The organism is Bartonella sp. MU37NMGALS (assembly GCF_042194015.1).
Classification (GTDB): Bacteria; Pseudomonadota; Alphaproteobacteria; order Rhizobiales; family Rhizobiaceae; genus Bartonella; species Bartonella grahamii.
This window is the reverse complement of record NZ_JBHIML010000002.1, coordinates 57,119-81,195: the sequence shown is the minus strand read 5'-3', so window position 1 is coordinate 81,195 and position 24,077 is coordinate 57,119. Positions and strand designations below refer to the sequence as shown.

The following is a 24,077-nucleotide window of genomic DNA, read 5'->3' as shown; positions in this document are numbered from 1 at the left end:
AGCGTATGAGAACAACAGCCTCTATCTGTTTTTCTCAAAATTGTACAAAAATGAGACTATTCCCTATAAAAAGAGGACCCTGAGGTCCTCTTATATTGTCTTAGCAAAAGCCACAGCCGTATCACTCATACGGTTAGAAAAGCCCCATTCATTATCATACCAAACCAGAACGCGACAGAGCTTACCATCAATCACTTTTGTTTGATCATTGTGGAAAATAGCTGAATGAGGATTATGATTAAAATCACAACTCACGAGTTTTTCTTCTGTAGTGTCCAAAATGCCCTTCAAAAGACCTTGTGCAGCAGCAGCAATAGCTGTATTAATTTCTTCAATTGTTGTGGAACGCTTAGCGATAAATGTCAAATCAACTACAGAAACATTAGGGGTCGGAACACGAATCGATACACCATCAAGCAATCCCTTTAATTCTGGTAAGACCAATCCCACAGCTTTTGCCGCTCCTGTTGAGGTAGGAATCATAGAAAGAGCTGCTGCACGTGCACGATAAAGGTCACGATGCATTGTATCCAACACAGGTTGATCACCCGTATAAGAATGGATTGTTGTCATGAAGCCCTTTTCAATACCCACCGTGTTGTGCAAAACTTGTGCTACAGGCGCCAAGCAATTGGTAGTACAAGAGGCGTTTGAAACAACACGATGCTCCTTGCTTAAAGAGAGATGATTAACCCCATAGACAACCGTAAGATCTGCTCCTTCAGAAGGCGCAGAAACAAGAACACGCTTTGCCCCCGCATCCAAATGAGCACTTGCTTTATCACGCGTAGTAAAAATGCCCGTACATTCTAAAGCAATATCGATATCCAAATCTTTCCAAGGCAATTGAGCAGGATCACGCTCTGCGCATACCTTTATTAAACCACCCCCCACATCAATGGCATCCCCTACCACCTTAACGGTCCCAGGAAAACGCCCATGAACTGAATCATAGCGCAATAAATGGGCATTTGTTTCCACCGATCCCAAATCATTAATTGCGACCACTTCAATATCTTGCCGTTCACTTTCCACAAGTGCACGTAAAATATTGCGACCAATACGACCAAACCCATTAATTGCAACACGAACTGTCATTTCACATGTTTCCTCATCAATTTTTTAAGCACAACATTTAAAACACAATAAATGGGTACCAATCCAAAATCATTAATTCCCACAATGTCAATATCTTGATCAATCACTCACTTATCCACAATAATGCACAAGATCATCCACAACACTAGACAGAATATGATGCCCTAAAACCACCCCATTCATGACAACACAAACTATCACTTTGTCTTTTCCTCTTTGATCTTTCCAAGCTCTTTTTCAACGGTAGCGACCACATTCTCACAAGTAATACCAAAATGCGCATAAAGGGCATCAATTGTTCCACTTTCCCCAAAGCCCTCCATACCAATAAACACACCATCACCGCCAATAAAACGATCCCACCCTTGGGCGACAGCAGCTTCAATGGCAATTTTAATCGGTGCCTCCCCAATGAGAGCACGCTGATAAGAGAGAGACTGTTGAGAAAAAAGTTCAAAACAAGGCACAGAAACCACACGCGTTGGGATGCCTTTTTCTTCTAACACCGTATATGCCTCCACTGCAATTTGCAATTCTGAACCAGAAGCAAACAGCGTCACTTGTGCATCATCACTAGCTGTTAGGAATTCATAAGCACCGAGCATACAGAGATTTTCTTCTTCATACTCTTGACGCAAAAGCGGTAGATTTTGTCGACTCAAAGCCAAAGTAGAAGGCGTTTTGCGTGCTTTCAAAGCCAATTGCCAACACTCGACTGTCTCCATAGCATCAGCAGGTCGAAACACAAGATGATTAGGCATTGCGCGCAGGCAAGCCAAATGTTCCACGGGTTGATGGGTCGGACCATCCTCACCAAGACCAATAGAATCATGTGTCATGACATAAATCACCCGCAATCCCATAAGAGAAGAGAGCCGCATAGCAGGACGCATATAGTCAGAAAAGCATAAAAAGGTTCCCCCATAAGGAATAAAGCCGCCATAAAGGGCAAGACCATTCATCACGGCTCCCATTACATGTTCGCGAATTCCATAATGCAGATAACGCCCTGAAAAATCTTCAGCAGAGATACTTTTCATCTGGCTGCTTTTTGTATTATTAGATCCGGTTAGATCAGCCGAACCACCAATAGTTTCAGTAACGACTCCATTGATAACTTCAAGAGCCATTTCCGAAGCTTTACGCGTAGCAACAACAGGCCGCTCTTCAACCAGTTTCTGTTTATAAGTATCAATAGCGCCATCAAATCCGCCCACGAGATCGCCCCGCATCAATCTTTCAAACTCCACACGCTCTGAGACAGGAAGATCAGCAAATTTTGCTTCCCACTTTTGGCGTTTTTTAGCAGCATTGAGACTAGCCAAGCGCCAATTATCGAGAATATCGGCTGGAATAATGAAAGGCTCAGCATCCCACCCTAAAGCGATACGGGTTTCAGTAATTTCTCGTGCGCCCAAAGGGGACCCATGAACTTTATTGGTACCCGCTTTATTTGGCGCTCCAAAACCAATTGTTGTTTTACAAGCAATCAAAGTTGGTTTATCGGAATTTTGTGCCGCCTCAATAGCCCGTGCAATTGCTGCTTGATCATGCCCATTGACTTTATGTGTCTCCCAACCAGAAGCTTTAAAACGCGCAATCTGATCAGTACTATCAGCAAGGGAAATCTCTCCATCAATGGAAATATTATTATCGTCCCACAACACAATAAGCTTATTGAGTTTCAAATGACCAGCAAGGGAAATCGCTTCTTGAGATATTCCTTCCATAAGGCATCCATCGCCCACCAACGCGTAAGTGTAATGATTGATGAGATCACCAAAACGGGCATTTTGCAAACGCTCCCCAAGAGCCATTCCCACGGCATTTGCCAACCCTTGTCCAAGTGGTCCAGTCGTTGTTTCGATTCCCGCCACATGCCCATATTCTGGATGCCCAGCAAGCTTTGCTCCTAATTGGCGAAAATTTTTGAGATCTTCAATGCCAATATCTTCATAACCAGAAAGATACAAGAGAGCATAAAGCAACATAGACCCATGCCCCGCCGATAACACAAAACGATCACGATTAGGCCAGCGAGGATTTTTAGGATCATGAGCAAGGAATTGTGTATAAAGGACTGTAGCAATGTCGGCTGCCCCCATTGGTAAGCCCGGATGACCAGAATTTGCTTTTTCAATCGCATCAATAGCAAGAAAACGGATAGCATTGGCCATCTGATTCTGTTGGTGGGTATTTGTCATGAATAATCGACCATTTCGTTAAATACGTTATTCTGTTGCTTTTTCCGTATTCTCTTAAAACTCTCAAGAAATACTATTTTTTAACCATTAGTGTGAGACTTCTTGCCACCACTTCAATAACATTAATAACATTCCCCTCACGCGTCCTGTATATCCATGTCATTTATGCCAATACGCGCAAAAAATCCAGCTTTTAATTTATATCCATCCCCTGCTTTGCTTGCTAAAATATCCTACATACTTAAAAATAAAATGCGCACAATACAAGAGTGAAAGTGATTCGTTTTTGCATAACACATTGATAAAGGATACAATTACCCAAAGGATAAAGGCAATGAACCAAGAAACGACGGTTCTACAAGATGCTTTAGAGCACCTAGAAAAGGCACTTAGAACTTTAGAGATCACCATAATAAACCGCAATGCCGTTATTGATAAAAATAACGAATGGGAAGAAGAAATCCAACGAATGAATGCTGACCGCAGCCATCTTGCCCAAGCGCTTGACAAAGCTGAAGCCCAAATTGAACGCTTAGAGTCCGTAAACAAAGAAGTTTCCAAACGTCTTATTAAAGCAATGGAAACAATTCGTGTTGTCATTGATAGATAAAGGTTTGAATGTATGGAAACTGTTTCCGTTACCATTGATGGTAAAGTTTATCGCATGGCTTGTGACAAAGGACAAGAACGTCGTCTTATTGCGCTTGCTGCTCAATTAGATCAATATATCACACATTTAAAGAACAATTTTGGTGAAATTGGCGACCATCGTTTATCGGTTATGGCTGGCATAATGATTATCGATGAAATGGAAGAAATAAAACGAGAAAATAAAAAATTACAAGAAGACTACAATGCTCTTTTACGACTCCACAACGAAAGAGACCGCACCATGGGAAAAATTATGCGTGACACCACCCAACGCATTGAAAATCTCACCAACCAATTGCTCAAAGATGATCAAAACCGCACAAACATTCAAGAACAAGAACAGGAAGATTTCTAAAAAGTACATCAGCGCATAATAAACCAGAGACTTGACTTGTCCGCCACATCTCACAGGATAAAAATTCTTAAACCCACACCAGTCTGTAAACAGTCTGGTTTCTTATAGGAAGGATTCCAGCTACTCACCACTTATGGGATTAACTTAAAACTCAACAAGAAAGCCCGACCCTGAATCTTTCATCTCCGCACAAACACTTCCTATATCAAAGAAGCAACCTTATATCACCACACTTCAAATGAGATGTCTTTAACAGTGCAACAAGATAACAAAACCAACATCATTGTAAAAAAATCATATAAATGACAACAGCAACAAACAAATAAAGCATCCTTCGAAAAAAAGAACTCTATTCATGTTTCCTCTGAATGCATACCATAAAGTCCTTGTCCTTAGATAAGGTCAAGCAGATTCAAAATATATTTAAAAAATAACCTTATCTATTATCCCGTAAAACACCGCCATTTGATAATATAAGCACCATGGAGTCTTTGCGCCTAGAATGTCCATCAGATGAAACCCACCTAGAAGAACCGTATCATTTATAAACCAGCGTGAACTTTAGTATTTTCATCCTTCAGAGCAGGAAAAAAGCCAAACCCGAAGATTATGTTAATCTGCGACAACTTCAAACATCATAAACGACAATAATAACTCTTGCAAACATTCTCTCCCGACATCTTTATCCTTATAACAAACAATCCATCCATCTCTCTCTCCCCAGTCCTCAAAATCTCCACACTTAATAAAAGAGCAAACCGGCACCATCACTATAACCGACCTCCAATATTGCAACAGCCCCCTTGGCCCTTAAAACGATTCATAAGAGGGACACCTTTCTTGTACAGTTTTTACCCACAAGAGCCCCGCTTGTGACGTGCAAGCAAATAGTTATGATTGACAAAACATAAACAAATTTAAAGTTAAGAGAACCTTGCGGTATTCAGGGTTTTAATTCAATATAAAGAACGCTATGTTATCATTATAAATCAATATGTTGCAAACGCGCCGACAAAGCATATTTTTAAAACACATTCACCCATCAATTTTTCTCATAACATACCAGCATGATTTTTTAGGCACATAATTCTAATTTTATTCAATTCTGTTTGCAAAAGTTTAAAATGAGAACAATTTCAAGGCTCTCATTCAAAAAGCGAAAGAATGAATTCTCATTATCAATGAACATCTTTCTCGTATAAACAGCAATAAAGCAATCCCCAATATGCCTACCTCAATGAAATAAAAGAGGGGGGCTTCCATTCAATGCCCTACCGTAAAAGCAGCTTCTTCAGAACTAAAAGAAAATCAACAGACAACATCACCGCATCTGCTCCCATCACCAAACTGGACGACCTAACGCAACACCTTGCTATCTTACGATAGGAGATAAAAGAATAATAGGTCTATAGAGGCATTCACAAGAAGCGCACACCCGTTGTTTTTAAAGCCTGTTTAAAGGCGCATAAAAAAACATCATGCATAAACGGCTCAAATCCCTTTCGTTCCATCTTGAGAGACAGAAGCAATACGCAAGAGATTTGTCGCTCCAGGCGTTCCAAGGGGAACCCCAGCTGTCACAAGAAAGCGATCTCCCCCTTTGCAAAAGCCTTCCTGAAATGCAATGGCTGCTGCACGATCAACCATATCCTCTAAACTCCGTGCATCTTGCGTGACCACACAATGAAGCCCCCAAACTAAAGCCAAACGCCGTGCTGTTTCCACAATGGGCGATAAAGCAATAATCGGTCTATTAGGGCGTTCACGAGAGGCACGCACCCCCGTTGTTCCGGAAGCCGTATAGGCAACGATAGCTGATAGCGCAAGTGTTTCAGCAATCTGACGCGCAGCAAGAGAAATCGCATCCGTTCCTGTTGATTCTGGTGCTGGATGTTGTGCCCCAACCTGAGCGGCATAAGTGTGATCTTGTTCGATTTGCCGCGCGATTCGGTCCATCATAAGCACAGCTTCTTCAGGATAGCGACCAGAAGCAGATTCAGCAGACAACATCACCGCATCTGTTCCTGCATAAACTGCTGTAGCAACATCCGACACTTCTGCGCGTGTCGGAACAGGAGATATGATCATTGATTCGAGCATTTGTGTTGCCACCACAACAGGCTTCCCTGCTAAACGACAAGCTTTTATGAGCTCCATCTGAAGTGCAGGAACCCTTTCCAAAGGCATTTCCACTCCAAGATCACCCCGTGCAATCATAATACCATCGGATACATCAATAATTTTCTCTATATGCTCTAAGGCTTGAGGCTTTTCGATTTTAGCCATCAAAGACACCTTGCTTTTCGTCAACCGACGCACCGCCATAATATCTTCTGGACGTTGAATAAAAGAAAGAGCAACCCAATCAACAGGCTGCTGTAAAAGAGCCTGAAGATCCTCCTTATCTTTTGACGTCATCGAATCAAAAGGCAAAATTGTATCGGGAAAACTGACACCCTTTCGATCAGAAATACGTGTTCCAGCAACCACGCGACATTGTACAGAATGACCATCACAAACTTGCGCACGCAGTTCCAGTTTTCCGTCATCAATTAATAACCGATCCCCTGGTTTAACAGCCGAAAATACATCCTCATGAGGGAAAAAAACACGCTGTGCATCACCTAACACATCGCGATTATCTAACGTAAAGCTTTGCCCAACACGCAAATCTTCTTGACCCTTAGTAAAACGACCCACACGCAGTTTTGGCCCCTGAAGATCCACTAAAATACCAATGGGTCGCCGAACTGTTTTTTCAACTTCTCGTATAGACTTGACCAAATCACCCATCATATCACGGTCAGTATGGCTCATATTAAGACGAAAAACATCTGCTCCTGCCCTAAAAAGCTTCTCAATCATTTCACTGGAAAAAGAAGAAGGACCAAGAGTCGCAATAATTTTCACTTTACGTGCACGTTTCACGGTGGAGAATTTCCTGAAAGAGAAGGGACAACTGAATTGTTTAACAAAGACTCATCCGTCAACTGTATCATCCAACTGGTTTGATTTCCGGTATCGATTTCTTTAAATTCAGCCTTTTGATATCCTCGAGGGAAACAATCATGAACCCCTTGAATGGTAAATTGGCTATCTTGCACACACATGGTTACAGAGCCTGCCCAATTCCCTTTTTTTTGTGCCCCTTCCGCATAAAAATAATAAAACCGTGAAGCAAGAGGCCCTTCAATTAAGGTTTTACACTCCGTCACGGGTACCGTCCACCAGCCTTCGCTCACCCACCCTGAAAATGTACGATATCCAAGAGCAACCCCTACAGACTGTTGGGTTGTATTACAAACCCTAAAGTCAGCTTTTGCAAAAACAACAAGGGAAAACAAGAGCAAAATGCTCAAGAGAAAAACCTTCAATCCTTTCTGAAACACCCAATATCGTTTTTTTAAAATCACAAAACTTCCTCTATAATGTCAAATTCTCAAAAGAAATTACACACTTCTTTTTCAAAAGCTTTTCAAGTCTAAAACGTATATTTTTATATTTTTCTTTTTATAGCCCTTTTATCAATGCATATATCTTAAAAATTTTACAAAATATTTAAAGTCAATTTGTAAAAAAACAGTGTAGCTTGATTTGCTTTTTGTTTTTCAAGCTTTTTCAACATAAATTCGTCGTCGAAAAACAACTTAGAATATATAACTTGGAGAAAAATACAATGAACGATACAGTAACCGATCAAACACACGCCATATCCGTAAACCAATTACGCTCTTTTATCGAACGTATTGAACGACTAGAAGAAGAGAAAAAAACCATTTCTGATGATATTAAAGACGTTTACACTGAACTTAAAGGCTCTGGTTTTGATAGTAAAGCCGTTCGCAGCATTATACGGTTGCGTAAAAAAGAAGAGCATGAACGAATGGAAGAAGAAGCAATCATTGAGCTTTATAAAAATGCGCTTGGTATGAGTTAAAGCTATTGATAAAATTGGAAAATTTCTTAAGAAAAGAAAATGCAAAAAAACAAATGAATGTATAAAAATTTCACCCAATAATAAGCTGTTTGTGTAACTTGTAACGAGACTATCGGTCACAAAATACACAATATTGCAACAGCCCTCACATTAAAAGGATTTATACAGAGCATTTTTATCCCTCTCCTCCAATCATTTTTATCCACACAACCCCTCACTTGTACGCCAATCCAATTTGTGATGTGCAAGAGAGGTAATTTTTATGATTAAACATCAATAGATTTGAAATGAGAAAGTCTTACGATATTAAGGACTCTCTTCCTTCAAATTGAAGAAATGAATTATGATGATAAATCAATTCATTATCTACAAAAAGAAACATATAAAGTGGTCAGCAGTTGAAATCCGCTAAATGAGAGTCTGAACTGTTTACAAAAGAAGAGCTGGTTAAGGATCTTTATCTTTTAGGATAGGCAGAAATTCGGCATATTTACACATTTGATAAAAAGCCCCTTGATAGAACTTTTAATAAAACTTTATTCGAATCTATTAACGGACTCATACAGATCATTGATTCGAGAGGTTAGAATGTGGTCTCTCCATTTTCCAGAAATCATCAAATAGTCTTTGGCATAGCCTTCTTTTTCAAAATGAAGGCGCTTTAATAAACGTTCGCTTTTTATGTTCTCAGGTCTATAATTTGCCATCACTCTATGCAGATGATAAACATAAAAGATATGGCGTATTAGAGCCGATAAACTCTCAAACATGAGACCTTTGCCTTGTTGTTTTTCATCAAGAGAAAAACCAAGATGACAGGCTTGAAAAACACCCAGAACCACATTTGTAAAATTCACAACACCGATAATTGTGTTTTCATTTTTTAATCGTAGGGCATATCGGTATGCTTGTCCTTGTGCATTTTCATAAGCAAATGCATTGGCTCGTGTTTCCCAAGCTGTTAGGCTGTGGTAACCATCAGATCTTAACGGTTCAAAAGGACGCAGATGATTCGCATTACGGAGGTAATAAGAAGACAGTTCAGCTGCATCTTCTAAACCGATCAATGTGGAAATTGTTCGCTTTGTTTTAATTGCCATCATTTTCTCCTCCTAGACAATGTTACAATAACACGTTGATTTATCCTAACAAATCATCACTTTTGAACTTAAATCATAATGTCAAATAAAATAAGCTTTCCTCATCACAACACTTCTTACGTTAGAATCAATGAGGATCATTTACTTTTCCGTCATAAGCGGGGGTGGTATGTTTAAAGCATAAGGTAAAGACAAGGAAATGTTTTTTACGAATGCTCTCAAGTTCCAAGGAGCGCTGTAGCAACATTGGGGACTGGCAAAGTGTGTAATGGAACTGGTATACTTCCATATACAAAATTTTGAAAAAACTCACGGCAAAGATAGTTTTGTTTCTTTGCCTTGTAAACTCAGATCATGCTTATTGTGCGCTATCATATCACTGCCCACATACAAAACCCAATGACCATCACCTTGAAAAGCTATATGTTACAGTGGGATTTAAAAAGTTTCTGCCATGACTCATCAACAACACTGTTCCCGCTAAATCAGCCACAAACTCTTGTAACAAATCCAAGAAAAGTGATAATGCAATACAAATCTTTTAAAATGTTTTAGACATTACCGTGAACACGCTTCCATTTCTTCGCGTAAAATTTCAAGTTCTAACCATTCTTCTTCTTTTTGTGTGCAAGTATTTTTCTTTTTTTCCAACGCTGTTGATAAACGCTCAAAACGCTCTTTATCACTGCGATAAAGGGCTGGATCAGAGAGCTCTTGTTCAATTTTTTTGATTTCGTCCTGCAAAACAGCAATTTCTTCAGGCAATTTTTCCAATGCATAAACCTGCTTATAAGACAATTTACCTCGTGTTTTTTTCTCCCGCCCTATCAAGCCATGATCTGTTGATGTGTCCTGCTTTGAAAGCTCTCCCACATGAGATTTTGAAGATGCATTACGCTGCGATAATTCTGTTTTTTTGCGTTGTAAACTCAGAGCATGCTGGTTTTGCGCCATCATATCACTATAACCGCCCGCATACAAAACCCACTGACCATCACCTTGAGGTGCCAACATATGCGTTACAGTACGATCTAAAAAGTCTCTGTCATGGCTAACCAACAATACTGTTCCCGCAAAATCAGCAATAAATTCTTGCAACAAATCCAAAGTTTCCATATCCAAATCATTGGTCGGTTCATCAAGAATCAAAAAGTTTGCAGGACGTGAAAGAAGTCGTGCAAGCATGAGGCGTGCTCTTTCTCCCCCGGAAAATTCTTTAAGGGGAGTGCGAGCTTGTTCAGGTGAAAATAAAAAATCTTTCATATAAGAAACGACATGCCGCTCCAGCCCATTGATCACAAGAGTATCACCTCTTCCCCCCGTTAAATAATGCGCTAAAGTTTCTTCTTCATTTAAAATACGTTGCTGATCAAGCAATGCCATAGAGAGGTTATAGCCATGCCTCACCGTTCCACTATCCACGGCTTCTTGCCCAATTAATGCAGAAAGGAGCGTTGTCTTTCCGATTCCATTGGGTCCCACCAACCCGATTCGATCACCCCGCTGAATGCGCAAAGAGAAATCTTTCACAATAATGCGATCACCATAGGATTTTGAAATTTTCTTTGCTTCAAGCACCAATTGCCCAGAATCATGACTTTTTGCTGCTGTCAAAAGTGCATTTCCTGGCTGCCCTTTATAGGTTTGATGACGCTGTCTTAAGTCTTTTAATTCGCCTAAGCGCCGTACATTACGCTTACGCCGTGCGCTCACGCCATAACGCAACCATTGCTCTTCACGAGCAATTTGGCGCCCCAATTTATGCTGTTCGATGGCTTCTTCTTCCAGTGCTTTATCACGCCAATTTTCAAACTCAGAAAAACGCTTTTCCAGTCTTTTGGTTGTGCCACGATCAAGCCATACCGTTGACCGCGTAACATTTTCTAAAAATCGCCGATCATGGGAAATCACCACCATCGCTGAACGCAAAGAACACAAAACAGCTTCCAGCCATTCAATGGTTGGTAAATCAAGATGGTTGGTTGGTTCATCTAAGAACAAAATATCGGGTTTTGCAGCAATGGCCCGTAACAACGAAACACGTCGCTTTTCGCCTCCCGAAAGCGTTTCCAATTTTTCCGCCCCCGAAAACCCTAAATTTGTGCGAAGCGTATTGATCCACTGGACATCAGATGTACTGTCCAGCCCCGCTTCCATATAAGCGTTAATATCTTCAAATCCTGAACAATCCGGATTTTGTGAGACATAACGGAGCGTTACTCGCGGGTGGCGAAAAATTTCGCCACCATGAGGTTCTAATATTCCTGCGGCAATTTTTAATAAGGTCGATTTTCCACAACCATTACGGCCGACCAGCGCAATACGCGCCCCCTGCTCAACCGATAAAGAAGCTTGATTGAGCAAAGGCGTTTTTCCAAAATTTAAGAAAATGCGGTCAAGCCGCAGAAGCGGCACCGCCATTAACGAACGCGGCGCGGACAAGGTGCTTTATACATCACCCCTCTTGCATCACGGTAAGCACATAATTGTCGTACAGGGACTCTTTGTGCACAAGGTGCTTGGTAAACATGCCCTCTACGACCACGATACGTGCACAATTGTGATGCCTGTCTTTGTTGTTTTCTTTGATTTGCAGCTGCACCTGTTACTGTTCCAGCCAAAGCACCAAATGCTGCACCGGTAAGTGCTGCTCCAGGAGTACTTCCAGCAATAGCAGTTCCAGCCAAAGCACCAATTGCTGCTCCTCCTACGCCGTAACGTGCAACGCGTTCATCGTTTGTGGTACAAGCAACTGAACTGAAACCAATGGCTGAAACAACAGCCACTTTAAAAATTGATTTTAGCATATCAAAACCTTTCCTTCTCAAGATCAATACATAATATATCGTTTATGTCGGCACTTAATCACTAGGCCCCCCCCTGCCTTATTCAAAATATTATTGGAAGAGCTTTATGGAATAGGCACAGACGCTAACAATATAGCTTTTCCAGAACCTAAATGGCAAGAAAAGGTTCCACAAATACGGTTAGAAAGTGTTAAAGAAGAGCCAAATGACACATTTTTGTCACAAATTGGCCATTTTACCCCTTTAAGAGTTAAGCCTTTTAAATCAGAAAAACCGATAATACTAAACAAACATCCCTTAGGCAAATCATACGAACAGGGTTTTGACAAAACCGGCCAGCCTTCTTCCAAACCGCTTGTCAACAACACTGAAATGCCCCTTTCAGCCATCATTAACGCTTGCGTCATATGAGAAAGGCTATGATCACTTCGCTCACCTCCCAAAGCACCGCACAAAATAAGCTTTTTAGCGCCATTTTGCAGCGCTCTTTCACAAGCCAGAGCACTATCTGTCATATCTTTATCAGAGGGAAAAACTTCACGCGGAACATGACTATATTTGCGTATTAAATTCTCATCTGACGAATCAAAATCGCCTAACCACAACTCAGGCGACACATTAAGCGCTGCCGCATGACGCATACCACCATCAGCAGCAATCACCCGACTGTTTTGAATTTGATTAAGCAAACGATCAGTGATATGAACATCTCCATTTAATAATATCGTAAATGTTGTCATGCCATACTTTGCCTTTCACAAAATTTCCTTTACAGCGCATCCTTTTATAAGTGAGAGTCATTTTTTATAAACAAAAAGCGTGATATAGCCCAACGAATCCTTATCCCTAATGTCTTTCTTAAAGAAACATACGATACAAAGATACAAAAGATACAAATGCAATTTGCCAAATTACTCCGCAGAAATAATGTGCACCATGGTCCAACACACCCCATTTTTCAACGCAATTTTCTTTTTCACTCGTGCCTGTATAAAGCCACTCTCATAAGTTTAACGTTTCTCCTTTCGGCTTGTCATACGCCCCTCTCTCAAAATGATAAGCTTTCTTCCACTTCTTCTAAAACAATCAAACGTACCAACAATCACAATATCTATGTCACATTAAGCGCTTTGCAACACCCGCGTATTTTGCAAATGTATGGCGGCGCTTATTATAATGCAAAACTTGAACACCTTTTAGCAAAGATTGTCCGTAAACTGACAGTTGCATCCCATAGTTCTCATCAAAACTATTCTGTAACAATTTTAAACTCAGAAAGTATTAACGCATTTGCGCTCCCCAATGGCGCAATCTACATCACTCGTGGTATGCTGGCATTAGCCAATGATTCTTCAGAAGTTGCAGCCATTTTAGCCCATGAGATAGCACATATTAGAGCCAATCATGGCATTTTACGCCTGCAAAAAGAAGCCCAATTAAAGATGGCAAATCACATATCTTCACATCTTCTTTCTTCTATTGGCAAAAAACTTCATAACCCTGTGCAAAACAAGCAACAACTCGCGCAATTTTCCCGCAATCAAGAGCTGGAAGCTGATTCCCTTGCACTTGAAATGCTCCAACAAGCAGGATATGATCCATTTGCTTCACCGCGCTTTCTTCAAACAATGGAAGCCTATAGTGCTTTGCGTAATATCTCCGGCACTCAAAATGCTTCTCTAGATTTTCTAGCTTCTCACCCAACCACCCCTCAACGCATTCGGCTTGCGATAGAAAAGGCGCGTAAAATCAGTAAAGGGAATAGTAAAACAACCGATCGCGATTCTTTTCTCAAAAGCATTGATGGCATGATTTTTGGAGGAGGGTTTTATACAGGTTTTGTACGAGGTAACCAATTTATTCACCCACAGTTGCGCATAGCTTTTTCTGTTCCAAATAATTTTACAATAGAACATTCAGCACACACTGTTTGGGCCAGTGGACCAGATAAAATTGCGATTCGTTTTGATGCTATTCCGCATCCTACTGGAATATCTGCGAGTGATTATTTGAAAAGCGGCTGGATTATCGGGCTAGACCAATCATCTATCCGCCCCATCACAATTCAAAGTCTCCCCAGTCAAGAGTTTACGCATCAAGGATTCCAAAGCCAAAGTTTACTTGGAGCACGAGCCCATGCTACCAATGAGCAATGGCAATTTGATGTAGTTGTCATTCCATTCAACAACCACATCTTTCGTTTTCTGACAGCCGCCCCACATAATTCTCAAAATTTTGTAGAGGTTGCCCAAAAAACGCTACAAAGCTTTCATTCTCTTTCACCTTCACAATTAAAAAAACTGAAGCCCTTAAAAATCCGTGTTGTCCGCGTTAAACAAGGAGAAAACGTTGCAAACCTAGCCAATAAAATGCAACACACACCAGATAAAGAAAAACTCTTTCGCATCCTCAACGCCCTCTCACCAACACAAACTTTACCCGCAGGTACAAAAGTGAAAATTATTACAGAATAAGCCTTTTTCTCATCTTCTACAGCTTTGATTCTTTTCTATCTGTATCATGTCCTCCCCCTTAAAGCATATTCGAAAATAAAGAGAAACACTTTAAAATCCAACTTCATCATGCTTTTATAAGGTCTCCGTTTGATACATATTTCCTACCAACCAACATCACCCCCAATCTTCCTCTGTTCATCAATAGCACCAAAAGCATCCCCAAGGAGGCATATTCCTAGACAAATCTGGTAATCCCCTAAATCCAACTTCATCATACTCTCATATGCCCCCACTTATACGTTCTCTCTCTTCCTCCCACAAAGCCTTTTACTGCTTATATATCGTAAGCATCTTCTGAATGAACCGTAAGAAGAGCAGAACGCAACTTTTGCAAAGCCCTAGCTTCAATTTGACGCACGCGCTCTTTCGAGATTCCTAACTTTTCACCCAAAACTTCAAGAGTCGCACCCTCTTCATTTAAGCGACGAAAGCGAATAATTTCCAACTCCCGTTCATTGAGAATTTGCAACGCATCGTAAAGCCATTGTGTACGCCTTTGACCATCAATGACTTGCTCAATTAAAGCATCAGGAAGAGGACTATCATCCACCAAAACATCCATCTTAGCAATGGGATTATCACTGTTCTCAGAAACAGAAACACTCAAGGAATTATCAGAACTGGAAAAACGAAAATCCATCGTTTCAACATCGCGCACGGAAACGCCAAGCTTTTCAGCGATTGTGCGAAAGATATCCTGTTTTGACAAAGCACTATCATCTTGTATCAGTTTTGCACGCAACCGCCGAAGATTAAAGAAAAGTGCTTTTTGCGAAGAACTCGTTCCCCCTCGAACAATTGACCAATTTCGCAAAATATAATCTTGAATAGAAGCGCGTATCCACCACGTTGCATACGTTGAAAAACGCACTTCCCGATCAGGTTCAAAACGTGCAGCTGCTTCCAATAGTCCTACATACCCTTCTTGGACCAAATCTCCCAATGGCATTTTGAAACGTTTAAAGCGATTAGCAATAGCAATCACTAAACGCATATGAGCCGCTGCAATTTGATGCATGGCATCATCATCACGTTTGTCTTTCCACCGCAGAGCCAAATCATGCTCTTTTTGTCGTTCAAGATAAGGTGCTTGCATAGCAGAACGCATCATATTACGTCCTAAGCTTTTGTCTGCATCGCTATAATTTTTGCTGCTTTTATAAACAGCATTTGAAAGATTACCCATAATAACCCCTTGCGATTAAAATTATCAAAATTGATTTGGCAACGACATCATTGTTCTTTGCTTAAAAAGAACGCAAAAGTTGTTAACTTCTGTACCCACTACTTTAACGTGTAATTTTATAATCGCAATTGTTTTTTTTACTGTCATGGTAAAACTTCTTGTCATAAGACACAATTTCACCTGCAAAATGCCTTTACAATATGCCTTTTAGCCTATGAAATATTTGAAAAAACTTTCTCTCCACTTTTCATGACAAAACAGCAAAAAAAATAAAGTGATCACGCAAAACAAATGCTGTTTTTTGATAACCAATTCCGTTTCCTTTTAAATTGAAGAATTTATTCATGCTTTCAGCTTTACAATACAACTAATAAGTGTAATTTGCAAATATAAAGCATCTAAACTGAATGAAAACTGAATAAAAAAAGAATCATTCAAGTTTTTAAGGCGCAAAGAAACAGCAAAAAATGACAAGAGTGATTGAAGCAAACGCAACAAACGTGTTAAAGAAAGAGCACCATTATGAAATTGTCGCAAAAAGCTTTTGACCAGTGTCACACTGAGAAAGAAAATGATCATGGATAGCAAGATTGTTCAACAGAATGAGATTCTTCAAGATGATATTCTCATTGAAAAACACGGAAGGGGTAAATTTGAAGGTTTTCGTTTTTATGCCAACAAAAACAGTACCGATCAAATAGCTGAGAAGCAAATTTCAACAGAGAATGAGAATTTGATTCTTGCTTTTTCCAAACGCGCGACACGTTTTTGTGCTTGTGCAAATGGAGATTTTACCCTCAGTTCTGATGGAATTGTGCGCTGGATTGGTCAACCCGTAGGACAACTTGTAGCAACAGAAGATTTTTTCAAACCAAAACTGATTGTTTTAGCAGATGAACAACTCACGGGAGAATCCCGCAATAACGTTGTGAAGCGATTAGAACGCTTTGTCGCCTTTCATTTTGAAACGACTTTAAAACCCCTGTTTGATTTGCGCAATGCTGATAATTTAACGGATTCAACAAACAGTCTTGCTTTACAACTTTTTAACTCTTTAGGGATTTTACCACGCCGCGAAGTCTTAGACATTGTCAAAAACCTTGCGCAAGAATCACGTGCCGTGCTTCGGCGTCTAGGCGTGCGTTTTGGCGCTTTTCACATCTATGTTTCTGGAATGCTTAAACCTGCTCCGGTTCAAGCCATTACTCTCCTGTGGAATCTTCAAAATGCGGGACAAGATCAAACTGGTTTGGGTGAAGTTTTTTCAGCATTATCTGCTGGTCGAACCTCTTTGATTGTTGACCCTACCTATAACCGTCAATTTTATCAATTAGCCGGCTACCGAATCTTAGGGCAACGTGCTGTACGGATTGATATTTTAGAACGTCTTGCCAATCTCATCCGCCCCACACTACATTGGAAACAAGGAAGTGATCCCAAACCCGATGGCGCCTATGATGGAAAAAGTTTTTTTGTTACACCAGCCATGATGTCCATTCTTGGAGCCAATGGAAATGATATGGAAGAAATCCTCAAAGGGCTTGGTTATCAATCGTACAGCATAAGCAATACTGTTTTTGAACAAAATCTCTTTACACACCAAGCCTCTTCCCCTGTCAATGGGACAATGCAAAATGTTCCAGCAGCAGAATGCGTTGGCAGTCAATGGAAAACAATAAGCGATTCAGAAATAACACAAGAAGAAAAAAATGCCTCATACCCAAACACTTTATCCTCTGATATTGAACAACATCTCCATAAAACCAATCGTTTACCAACAGCTGAACCTGTTGGGAATTTTGCCAAATCTCCTCTCCCTACAGAAAAAGATAAAGTTATTTTATTATGGCATTATAGGCATCCATTTCACCAACACGCGCAAAAAAAACGTGATAAATTAGGAAATAAGTGGCAAAATAAATCGAAGAGCGCTGTAAAAAAAGGGGAACACACAAATGAAAATTCCCCTCAAGAAGCCCCATCACAAACAAAACGCTCTCATAAGTTCCCAAAATCCCAAGGTAAACATGCAAATCATAAGCCTTTTCAAAAAGAAAGGCGCATTAATCCTGATTCACCTTTTGCGAAACTAGCTGTACTACGCGATCAACTCACCAATCATAAAAACACGCACACACTTTCTTCTAAAGAGAATTAAAGTAACAAACGGAGTTTGATCTTGACCCACGTAGTAACCGACAACTGCATTCACTGCAAATATACGGATTGCGTTGAAGTCTGCCCAGTTGATTGTTTTTATGAAGGAGAAAACATGCTTGTTATTCACCCCGACGAATGCATCGATTGTGGTGTTTGTGTGCCAGAATGCCCAGCAGAAGCGATTTTACCTGATACAGAACCAGGATTAGAAAAGTGGTTAGAACTTAATCTTCATTACGCAAACAAATGGCCTAATCTAACCACCCAAAAAGATCCTCTTCCTCAAGCAAAAGAAATGGATGGCGTTCCAAATAAATTAGAAAAGTATTTTTCAGAAAATCCAGGAAGCGGCAAAGAGTAATGATACAGTGTCCACCTTCCTCCTTTAACAATTGAAAGACTTCTCTTGTAAAAATAAAAAAATCCTTAAGCGAAATGATTGATTCTTTGGAAGTTTGATGTTAGTGTTATTTTAACATGATCATCTTTCTAAGTATTTTTCTTTGCTTTTTATAGTAAAGCGGTGTATTTTTTTTGGATTTAAAAGTACTCGGCTTTTATGCTCACTTAATTGGTACAATATACTTGGTTAAAGAAAACTCAACCCTCAGGTTTATAACCTGTTTTCCGATACATTTGTTGATCATAAGGGAGTAAACTAAAATATGGCATCCCAACATGGAACGTCTTCCAAGACCAAAGAATTTGCGACCTCTGAATATATCGTCTACCCTACGCATGGAGTAGGACAAATTATAGCGATTGAAGATCAAGAAGTTGCAGGACATAAATTGAAACTTTTTGTCATTCATTTCGCGAAAGATAAGATGGATGTCAAAGTCCCCATTGCAAAAGCCCTTTCCGTTGGAATGCGTAAATTATCTGCGAGTGATTCTGTCGAACGCGCCTTAAAAGTTTTACGCGGAAAAGCACGCGTTAAACGAACCATGTGGTCACGTCGTGCACAAGAATATGACGCTAAAATCAACTCCGGAGATCTTATTTGTATCGCCGAAGTGGTCCGTGATCTTTTCCGCTCTAATCTACAGCCTGAACAATCTTACTCTGAGCGCCAACTTTATAGAGCTGCTCTTGAAAGAATGGCCCGCGAAATTGCGGTTATTAATAGTCTTTCTGAAACAGAAGCTATCAATCTCATAGAGATGCATCTCTCCAACAAGCCGGCACGCGAGTTTAAAACTGATAGGGAAGAAACAGACGGAAACAGTAAAGCTGTCTACGCTGCATAATACACTCTTTCATCATAATAAGATATTTTGATAAAACCAGCTTTTGCTGGTTTTATTTTTTTAATATCCTCTCTGCCCTTAAGGACAAAATTTCTTAACCAGCGCCTATCTATAAACAATCTAACTTTTCGACAAATCCCTCCTACTCATTTACTTGTTTCATAGATAAAAAATTGATTAATCGTCATAATCTAGCATTATTCATATTAAATTAGAATCTTGAACATAGTAAGATTTTTCATTTCAAATTTCTCTCATGTTGAATCAATGACAATCACTTGCTTGTCAATCACAAGCGGGGCTGATCTGTGGGTTAAAACTATACAAAAAGAGCGAGAAGAGTCTCAATCTCTGTTTTAAACAGACCGCTGAAGTTTGGATATTGATGAACAGATAACAAAAAAATCACAAACTTAGGTAAGTAACACCACAAAAATATTCATAAACCAGCTATGAACTGACGAGACATACCGGCTTTGATAGAATACTTTGCTCAACCCCATACATAACACATCTGGTTTTAAGTTTACTTATTTTTACAAGCTGTTCATAACAAATCCCTTATATTCACAAAAATAAGAAAAAATATATGGACAATTCTTAGTTTAAAAATATGAAAATGAAATGTGATATTCATAGAAAAGTCTCATGTGCCTTTATCATCAAAAGTACTAAAGATTATTGAATGTGTACACCTTCTGTCTTGTAACGATTTTCTCTTTTCTGCTCATAGGAAAGCACGCTGGCATCATCATACACTTAACCCCCAATGTTACAACAATCCTTACATTTGAAAATATTCATTATAGACATTTTTTCCTTTCTTATAGAGTTTTTACCCACATGCCAGCCCCACTTGTGAGCGAAAAGCAAGTCATTGTCATTGATTCAAAATGAAAGAATCCTACGATAGACCTTTCATTAAAGGCGTAAAAAAAACGAATGATCTTTATAAATCAATGTGATGTAAATCTTTATTTTTTTACTGAGAATCACATGTCACAATATAAGCCTATAGACAAACCATTGCCTTAAATATTCTCATAAAAAACACCAGTATGCTTAAAGCCTTACATGGGTCAACCGCCTTAAACGACGATATTTTACGATCTAATAGGATTCCCTCTACAGTAAGCAAAAATTAAGTGCAATACAAAATGATTCCATTACTGACCTTATATCAATACCCCAGCTCTTAACAAAATCATCATAAAAGACACTGACACAAGCAATCCTTTATAACCTCTCAAAAAAACAAAAAAATCATCTCTCACAATAGAATCATTTTTCTATGGCAAAGCCTTATCCCACACATGTTCTCAAGAAAAAGCGAAAAACGCATCTTACCCAATGCATTCACTCATGAATCAAAAGAAGCTTACTACCGGAAAAGAGATAAAACGCTAAAGTTTTAACCACTAAAACGGAACGCCCGTGATACATTCCCATTTTCAAATCAATGTGATGAGAGCGATGCAAAGACACCTCAACATCCATCTCAAAGCGAAAATGCACGCCACAAACGTGCATTCACTCATGAATCAAAAGAAGCTTACTACTGGAAAAGAGATAAAACGCTCAGTCTTTAACCACTAAAACGGAACGCCCGCGATACATTCCCGTTTTCAAATCAATGTGATGAGGACGACGTAATTCACCAGAATTTTTATCTTCGATATAAGTCGGCGCCTTCAGAGCATCAGCCGAACGGCGCATGCCCCTCTTCGCTGGAGAGGTTTTTCGTTTAGGTACAGCCATAAAAAGACACTCCAAATCCATTAAAACAGAAAAAGCAATGTCAAAAATGACAATGCTTCATTTAAAAACACCATAAAATTTGAGGATATTATACACTGATAAAAAAGAAGAGGCAATGTCAAAATGACCCTCCTCTTACCAAAAATGACCTTCTTTTCATCAAAAATGGTGTCAAAATGATCAAATGAATATCCAAAACACCGCAAAATTTGAGAATTTTATACACCAATGAAATCTTTTTTATAAGACCTTCATTCAATTTTTATTTAGTTTAAAAAGGGATTTGCGCATACAATAGAGATACGGATAAAAAGAGAAATTGATTTTAATAAAAAACGACGCCAATTTATGAAAAAAAGAAAAAGCGACAACCTTTCTTTTTAAACTTCATAATTTCATTTTTGTAAAAACAAAGGAAGCAAGAATGCACGAATTTACCACCCTTCTTGCAAAACATGGATACACCGTTGAAAAGCGGCTTGATACCCTGTTAAGTGATCAAATCCAAAATGGTGAAATTTCACGCCCTAAAAACTTAATCAAAGCCATGCGCTATGGTGTGCTGAACGGTGGAAAACGCCTGCGTCCTTTTCTTGTGATTCAAAGTGCTGCACTTTTTGATGTTCCTGTAGAACATTCTCTTGATGTTGCATGTGCCTTAGAATGTATCCATTGTTATTCGCTCATTCATGATGATCTTCCCGCTATGGATAACGATATACTCCGGCGTGGAAAACCCACCGTCCATATAGCATTTGATGAAGCAACAGCAATTCTAGCAGGCAATGCCCTCTTAACATTTGCCTTTGAAATCATTGCCCATAAAGCCAGTACTCTATCGACAGACATTAGAATAAAGCTGATCACGTCTCTTGCACAATCGGCAGGACTTGGCGGTATGTTAGGTGGACAAATGCTGGACCTTGAAGCTGAAAAAAGACCGCAAGAAAGTACTGACATCATCACTCTACAACACATGAAAACAGCAGCCCTGATAAGCTTTGCTTGCCAAGCAGGCGCCATCATTGGCAATGCGTCCAAAGAATTAACCGAAAAGCTTACTGATTTTGGTACCTATCTTGGTTTAGCCTTTCAATTAACCGATGACCTTCTTGATGTCACCGCCAACACGCAAACCCTAGGAAAAACGGCTGGGAAAGATGAAACGGCACAAAAAGCGACCTTTGTTCATCTTTACGGCATTGAAGAAACCCAAAAAAAGCGAGATACACTCATCAGTAAAGCAGAAGCATTCTTACATCCTTTTGGCGCTAAAGCACTCCCGCTCCAACAAGCAGCACACTTTAGTGCAATACGCAAAAATTAAACTTCATCCACGCTATTGCACGTAGTGTAAATCGTCATCTTTGTTAAATGCATAATAGACTTTTCAAAGAAACGTTACCATTAATCTCCATTATAGTCCTTATCATGAAATGGATGCGACAAATCTTGAGAGGAATTTCATTAAAACAAGCCGCGTGAATTTATAACACAAGTGTATTCTGGGTATCCTATTTTGCATGAAAAGTGCCTTCCATTAAAGAATGAAAAAAGAAAATGTGAAATAATGCGCAATCACCATTCTTTAATAAGCATATAATCCGGCACAATCATTTTCTTTATCAGCGTCCAACCTCGTCAGCAACTCTTGGCACAATATTCATGAGAAGCATTTTTATTTCCTTTTTAATGATTGTTATGCCATGCCCACTTATAACGTACAAGCAGATGACTTTGATTGCTTCAACATACATAGATTTTAAATGAGAGTAACTGACACTATTCAGCTTTCTCATTCAACATGCAAAACAATGATGCGCCTTAATAAATAAAAGCCTAGCCCCACTATAGCACTGCATGAAACACACGTGATAATACGTTACTATTTTCACTGAGATTTCTTTAGGGCTCCTTCCAAAAAAAACATTGCCAACAGATAAACCAATAAATAAATACCCAAAATATAAACGAGTGAGAAAAAGCCAAATATATTGACCATATACGCACTCATGTAAAAAAATACCAATAAGCTAAATCTCCCAACGGTTGACAAAAAAGATTCATATGTAGCCCTGAAATGATCACTAATACTATCGTGCAAAATAACTTCTACACGAAGATATGTATACTTAATTAAGTAAAAAATCATACAGACTAAAATAACAGCAATTTCTTTTCTTGGCTCAAAGAAAACCATTGTAAAAATCAGTGAAGCCGAAAGAAACAGTAGTAAAATAAAATTCACTCTTTCACTTAGTTTTGTAAAGAGAAAACTAGCCAAGAGCTGAGAGAGCAATATCAGTGAAAATGTCACACCAAGATCAAAATAAGTGACATTAATATTATGATCTTTAAATATCCACTGCCAATACTGCGAGAATATATTGAAAAAGATCAGTGAAAAATAAAAGCATAAAGAGATATAAGGAACTTTAATAAAAATAGACAACATCTCTTTAGCATCATAAATGAGAGAATTCGCTTTATTTGGTTGTTTTTCTCCTTTCAGGTCATCAAGAAAAAACAAACCAAATAGTGTTGTCATCAACATTAAAAACGCCGCGATATACCATATATATTGGCTAGAATAATCAGCAAAATATGCGCCGATTAAACTGAATATAAACATGCCGATGTAATTATATTGAGAGCTAGAACCAAGCACTTTTTTAGTCGATGTCAATTTTGCTTTTGCATATTGAACAAGTAAAGCATTATAGGCGCCAGCAATCAATGTCAGCGATAAGGCATTAAAAGATTCTGCCAAAAGAAAACCATAAAAGCTTGTAGAAAATCCCATGAGACATAGCCATGTAGCAGCAAAAGCCGCTGCCAAAACGATAGATATTTTATAACTTTTTCTATCGGCAAAATATCCCAGAGGAATATCTGTAACCATCATAATAAAAGCCTGAAACGACTTAATGATCCCGATATCAATAAGAGTTAGCCCTTTTTCAAGCATATAAAATACAATAAAGGCACCTGTTAAAATTCTTATACCGTTAAATAAAAATCCAAACGCTAATATATTTGTCATCTATTCCCCAAT

General features: G+C 39.2%; 19 protein-coding genes. 8 read left to right on the top strand and 11 right to left on the bottom strand.

The features are described 5' to 3' along the window. Window positions 1–90: 90 nt before the first annotated feature. Both gap and tkt read right to left on the bottom strand, forming a co-directional pair. Window positions 91–1,098 (bottom strand): type I glyceraldehyde-3-phosphate dehydrogenase, encoded by a 1,008-nt coding sequence (gene gap, locus ACFIJP_RS01670; RefSeq protein ID WP_375625247.1) that lies wholly within the window; start codon window positions 1,096–1,098, stop codon window positions 91–93. A 197-nt stretch (window positions 1,099–1,295) separates the two neighbouring features. Next, complete coding sequence (tkt, locus tag ACFIJP_RS01665) at window positions 1,296–3,302, bottom strand: transketolase (protein ID WP_375625246.1); 2,007 nt, start codon at window positions 3,300–3,302, stop codon at window positions 1,296–1,298. A 334-nt stretch (window positions 3,303–3,636) separates the two neighbouring features. Here tkt and ACFIJP_RS01660 point away from each other — a divergent pair, with 334 nt between their 5' ends. Next, complete coding sequence (locus ACFIJP_RS01660) at window positions 3,637–3,912, top strand: DUF4164 domain-containing protein (RefSeq protein ID WP_005774573.1); 276 nt, start codon at window positions 3,637–3,639, stop codon at window positions 3,910–3,912. A 12-nt stretch (window positions 3,913–3,924) separates the two neighbouring features. Further along, window positions 3,925–4,308, top strand: coding sequence for a cell division protein ZapA (locus ACFIJP_RS01655; RefSeq protein ID WP_375625245.1), 384 nt, complete (start codon window positions 3,925–3,927; stop codon window positions 4,306–4,308). A 1,491-nt stretch (window positions 4,309–5,799) separates the two neighbouring features. Here the strand turns inward: ACFIJP_RS01655 and pyk are convergent. Together pyk and ACFIJP_RS01645 are read right to left on the bottom strand one after the other, a co-directional pair. Then, on the bottom strand, window positions 5,800–7,236 hold the full coding sequence (gene pyk / locus ACFIJP_RS01650; protein ID WP_375625244.1) for a pyruvate kinase: 1,437 nt from the start codon (window positions 7,234–7,236) through the stop codon (window positions 5,800–5,802). Next, a complete protein-coding gene (locus ACFIJP_RS01645) occupies window positions 7,233–7,721 on the bottom strand; it encodes a DUF1036 domain-containing protein (protein ID WP_375625243.1) in 489 nt (162 codons plus the stop codon). The genes pyk and ACFIJP_RS01645 overlap by 4 nt, the downstream gene beginning before the upstream one ends. A gap of 263 nt (window positions 7,722–7,984) precedes the next feature. Between ACFIJP_RS01645 and ACFIJP_RS01640 the strand changes: the two genes are divergently transcribed. Continuing rightward, window positions 7,985–8,245: a DUF2312 domain-containing protein gene (locus ACFIJP_RS01640; RefSeq protein ID WP_039760779.1), complete on the top strand. Its 261-nt coding sequence runs from the start codon at window positions 7,985–7,987 to the stop codon at window positions 8,243–8,245. Window positions 8,246–8,781: 536 nt separating this feature from the next. Here the strand turns inward: ACFIJP_RS01640 and rimJ are convergent. The 4 genes from rimJ to ACFIJP_RS01620 form a co-directional block, all read right to left on the bottom strand. Continuing rightward, on the bottom strand, window positions 8,782–9,345 hold the full coding sequence (gene rimJ, locus ACFIJP_RS01635; RefSeq protein ID WP_375625242.1) for a ribosomal protein S5-alanine N-acetyltransferase: 564 nt from the start codon (window positions 9,343–9,345) through the stop codon (window positions 8,782–8,784). Between the two features lie 558 nt (window positions 9,346–9,903). After that, entirely contained in the window at window positions 9,904–11,766 is a 1,863-nt protein-coding gene (locus tag ACFIJP_RS01630; RefSeq protein ID WP_375625405.1) for an ABC-F family ATP-binding cassette domain-containing protein, read from the bottom strand. Then, complete coding sequence (locus tag ACFIJP_RS01625) at window positions 11,766–12,152, bottom strand: hypothetical protein (RefSeq protein WP_375625241.1); 387 nt, start codon at window positions 12,150–12,152, stop codon at window positions 11,766–11,768. The genes ACFIJP_RS01630 and ACFIJP_RS01625 overlap by 1 nt, the downstream gene beginning before the upstream one ends. Before the next feature lie 104 nt (window positions 12,153–12,256). Beyond that, window positions 12,257–12,892: a thiamine diphosphokinase gene (locus ACFIJP_RS01620; RefSeq protein WP_375625240.1), complete on the bottom strand. Its 636-nt coding sequence runs from the start codon at window positions 12,890–12,892 to the stop codon at window positions 12,257–12,259. A gap of 156 nt (window positions 12,893–13,048) precedes the next feature. Between ACFIJP_RS01620 and ACFIJP_RS01615 the strand changes: the two genes are divergently transcribed. Continuing rightward, window positions 13,049–14,626 (top strand): M48 family metalloprotease, encoded by a 1,578-nt coding sequence (locus ACFIJP_RS01615; protein ID WP_375625239.1) that lies wholly within the window; start codon window positions 13,049–13,051, stop codon window positions 14,624–14,626. Window positions 14,627–14,942: 316 nt separating this feature from the next. On the opposite strand, the gene ACFIJP_RS01610 is transcribed toward ACFIJP_RS01615, so the two are convergent. Continuing rightward, window positions 14,943–15,854 carry an RNA polymerase factor sigma-32 gene (locus ACFIJP_RS01610; RefSeq protein ID WP_015856975.1) on the bottom strand — a complete coding sequence of 304 codons (912 nt, stop codon included), beginning with the start codon at window positions 15,852–15,854 and terminating at the stop codon, window positions 14,943–14,945. Window positions 15,855–16,431: 577 nt separating this feature from the next. Between ACFIJP_RS01610 and ACFIJP_RS01605 the strand changes: the two genes are divergently transcribed. The 3 genes from ACFIJP_RS01605 to ACFIJP_RS01595 all read left to right on the top strand — a co-directional run bounded on the left by ACFIJP_RS01605 (window position 16,432) and on the right by ACFIJP_RS01595 (window position 19,264). Beyond that, complete coding sequence (locus ACFIJP_RS01605) at window positions 16,432–18,012, top strand: hypothetical protein (protein ID WP_375625238.1); 1,581 nt, start codon at window positions 16,432–16,434, stop codon at window positions 18,010–18,012. A gap of 21 nt (window positions 18,013–18,033) precedes the next feature. Further along, window positions 18,034–18,375 (top strand): ferredoxin FdxA, encoded by a 342-nt coding sequence (gene fdxA / locus ACFIJP_RS01600; protein ID WP_375625237.1) that lies wholly within the window; start codon window positions 18,034–18,036, stop codon window positions 18,373–18,375. Between the two features lie 304 nt (window positions 18,376–18,679). Further along, window positions 18,680–19,264 (top strand): CarD family transcriptional regulator, encoded by a 585-nt coding sequence (locus ACFIJP_RS01595; RefSeq protein WP_375625236.1) that lies wholly within the window; start codon window positions 18,680–18,682, stop codon window positions 19,262–19,264. Between the two features lie 1,578 nt (window positions 19,265–20,842). Here ACFIJP_RS01595 and rpmF read toward each other — a convergent pair. Next, complete coding sequence (gene rpmF, locus ACFIJP_RS01590) at window positions 20,843–21,022, bottom strand: 50S ribosomal protein L32 (RefSeq protein WP_005774555.1); 180 nt, start codon at window positions 21,020–21,022, stop codon at window positions 20,843–20,845. 424 nt (window positions 21,023–21,446) lie between these two features. On the opposite strand from rpmF, the gene ACFIJP_RS01585 reads away from it, so the two are divergent. Then, window positions 21,447–22,349, top strand: a complete 903-nt coding sequence (locus ACFIJP_RS01585; RefSeq protein WP_375625235.1) for a polyprenyl synthetase family protein — start codon at window positions 21,447–21,449, stop codon at window positions 22,347–22,349. 564 nt (window positions 22,350–22,913) lie between these two features. Here ACFIJP_RS01585 and ACFIJP_RS01580 read toward each other — a convergent pair. Further along, window positions 22,914–24,065 (bottom strand): MFS transporter, encoded by a 1,152-nt coding sequence (locus ACFIJP_RS01580; RefSeq protein ID WP_375625234.1) that lies wholly within the window; start codon window positions 24,063–24,065, stop codon window positions 22,914–22,916. Window positions 24,066–24,077: the final 12 nt, after the last annotated feature.

Bases quoted from the DNA above. Each gene is read 5' to 3' on its own strand.
- ACFIJP_RS01625 (WP_375625241.1), bottom strand. From the start codon at position 12,152: ATGCTAAAATCAATTTTTAAAGTGGCTGTTGTTTCAGCCATTGGTTTC.
- ACFIJP_RS01605 (WP_375625238.1), top strand. From the start codon at position 16,432: ATGGATAGCAAGATTGTTCAACAGAATGAGATTCTTCAAGATGATATT.
- ACFIJP_RS01630 (WP_375625405.1), bottom strand. From the start codon at position 11,766: ATGGCGGTGCCGCTTCTGCGGCTTGACCGCATTTTCTTAAATTTTGGA.
- ACFIJP_RS01610 (WP_015856975.1), bottom strand. From the start codon at position 15,854: ATGGGTAATCTTTCAAATGCTGTTTATAAAAGCAGCAAAAATTATAGC.
- gap (WP_375625247.1), bottom strand. From the start codon at position 1,098: ATGACAGTTCGTGTTGCAATTAATGGGTTTGGTCGTATTGGTCGCAAT.
- ACFIJP_RS01640 (WP_039760779.1), top strand. From the start codon at position 7,985: ATGAACGATACAGTAACCGATCAAACACACGCCATATCCGTAAACCAA.
- ACFIJP_RS01615 (WP_375625239.1), top strand. From the start codon at position 13,049: ATGCAATTTGCCAAATTACTCCGCAGAAATAATGTGCACCATGGTCCA.
- ACFIJP_RS01580 (WP_375625234.1), bottom strand. From the start codon at position 24,065: ATGACAAATATATTAGCGTTTGGATTTTTATTTAACGGTATAAGAATT.
- ACFIJP_RS01660 (WP_005774573.1), top strand. From the start codon at position 3,637: ATGAACCAAGAAACGACGGTTCTACAAGATGCTTTAGAGCACCTAGAA.
- ACFIJP_RS01585 (WP_375625235.1), top strand. From the start codon at position 21,447: ATGCACGAATTTACCACCCTTCTTGCAAAACATGGATACACCGTTGAA.
- ACFIJP_RS01620 (WP_375625240.1), bottom strand. From the start codon at position 12,892: ATGACAACATTTACGATATTATTAAATGGAGATGTTCATATCACTGAT.
- rpmF (WP_005774555.1), bottom strand. From the start codon at position 21,022: ATGGCTGTACCTAAACGAAAAACCTCTCCAGCGAAGAGGGGCATGCGC.
- rimJ (WP_375625242.1), bottom strand. From the start codon at position 9,345: ATGGCAATTAAAACAAAGCGAACAATTTCCACATTGATCGGTTTAGAA.
- ACFIJP_RS01655 (WP_375625245.1), top strand. From the start codon at position 3,925: ATGGAAACTGTTTCCGTTACCATTGATGGTAAAGTTTATCGCATGGCT.
- tkt (WP_375625246.1), bottom strand. From the start codon at position 3,302: ATGACAAATACCCACCAACAGAATCAGATGGCCAATGCTATCCGTTTT.
- ACFIJP_RS01595 (WP_375625236.1), top strand. From the start codon at position 18,680: ATGGCATCCCAACATGGAACGTCTTCCAAGACCAAAGAATTTGCGACC.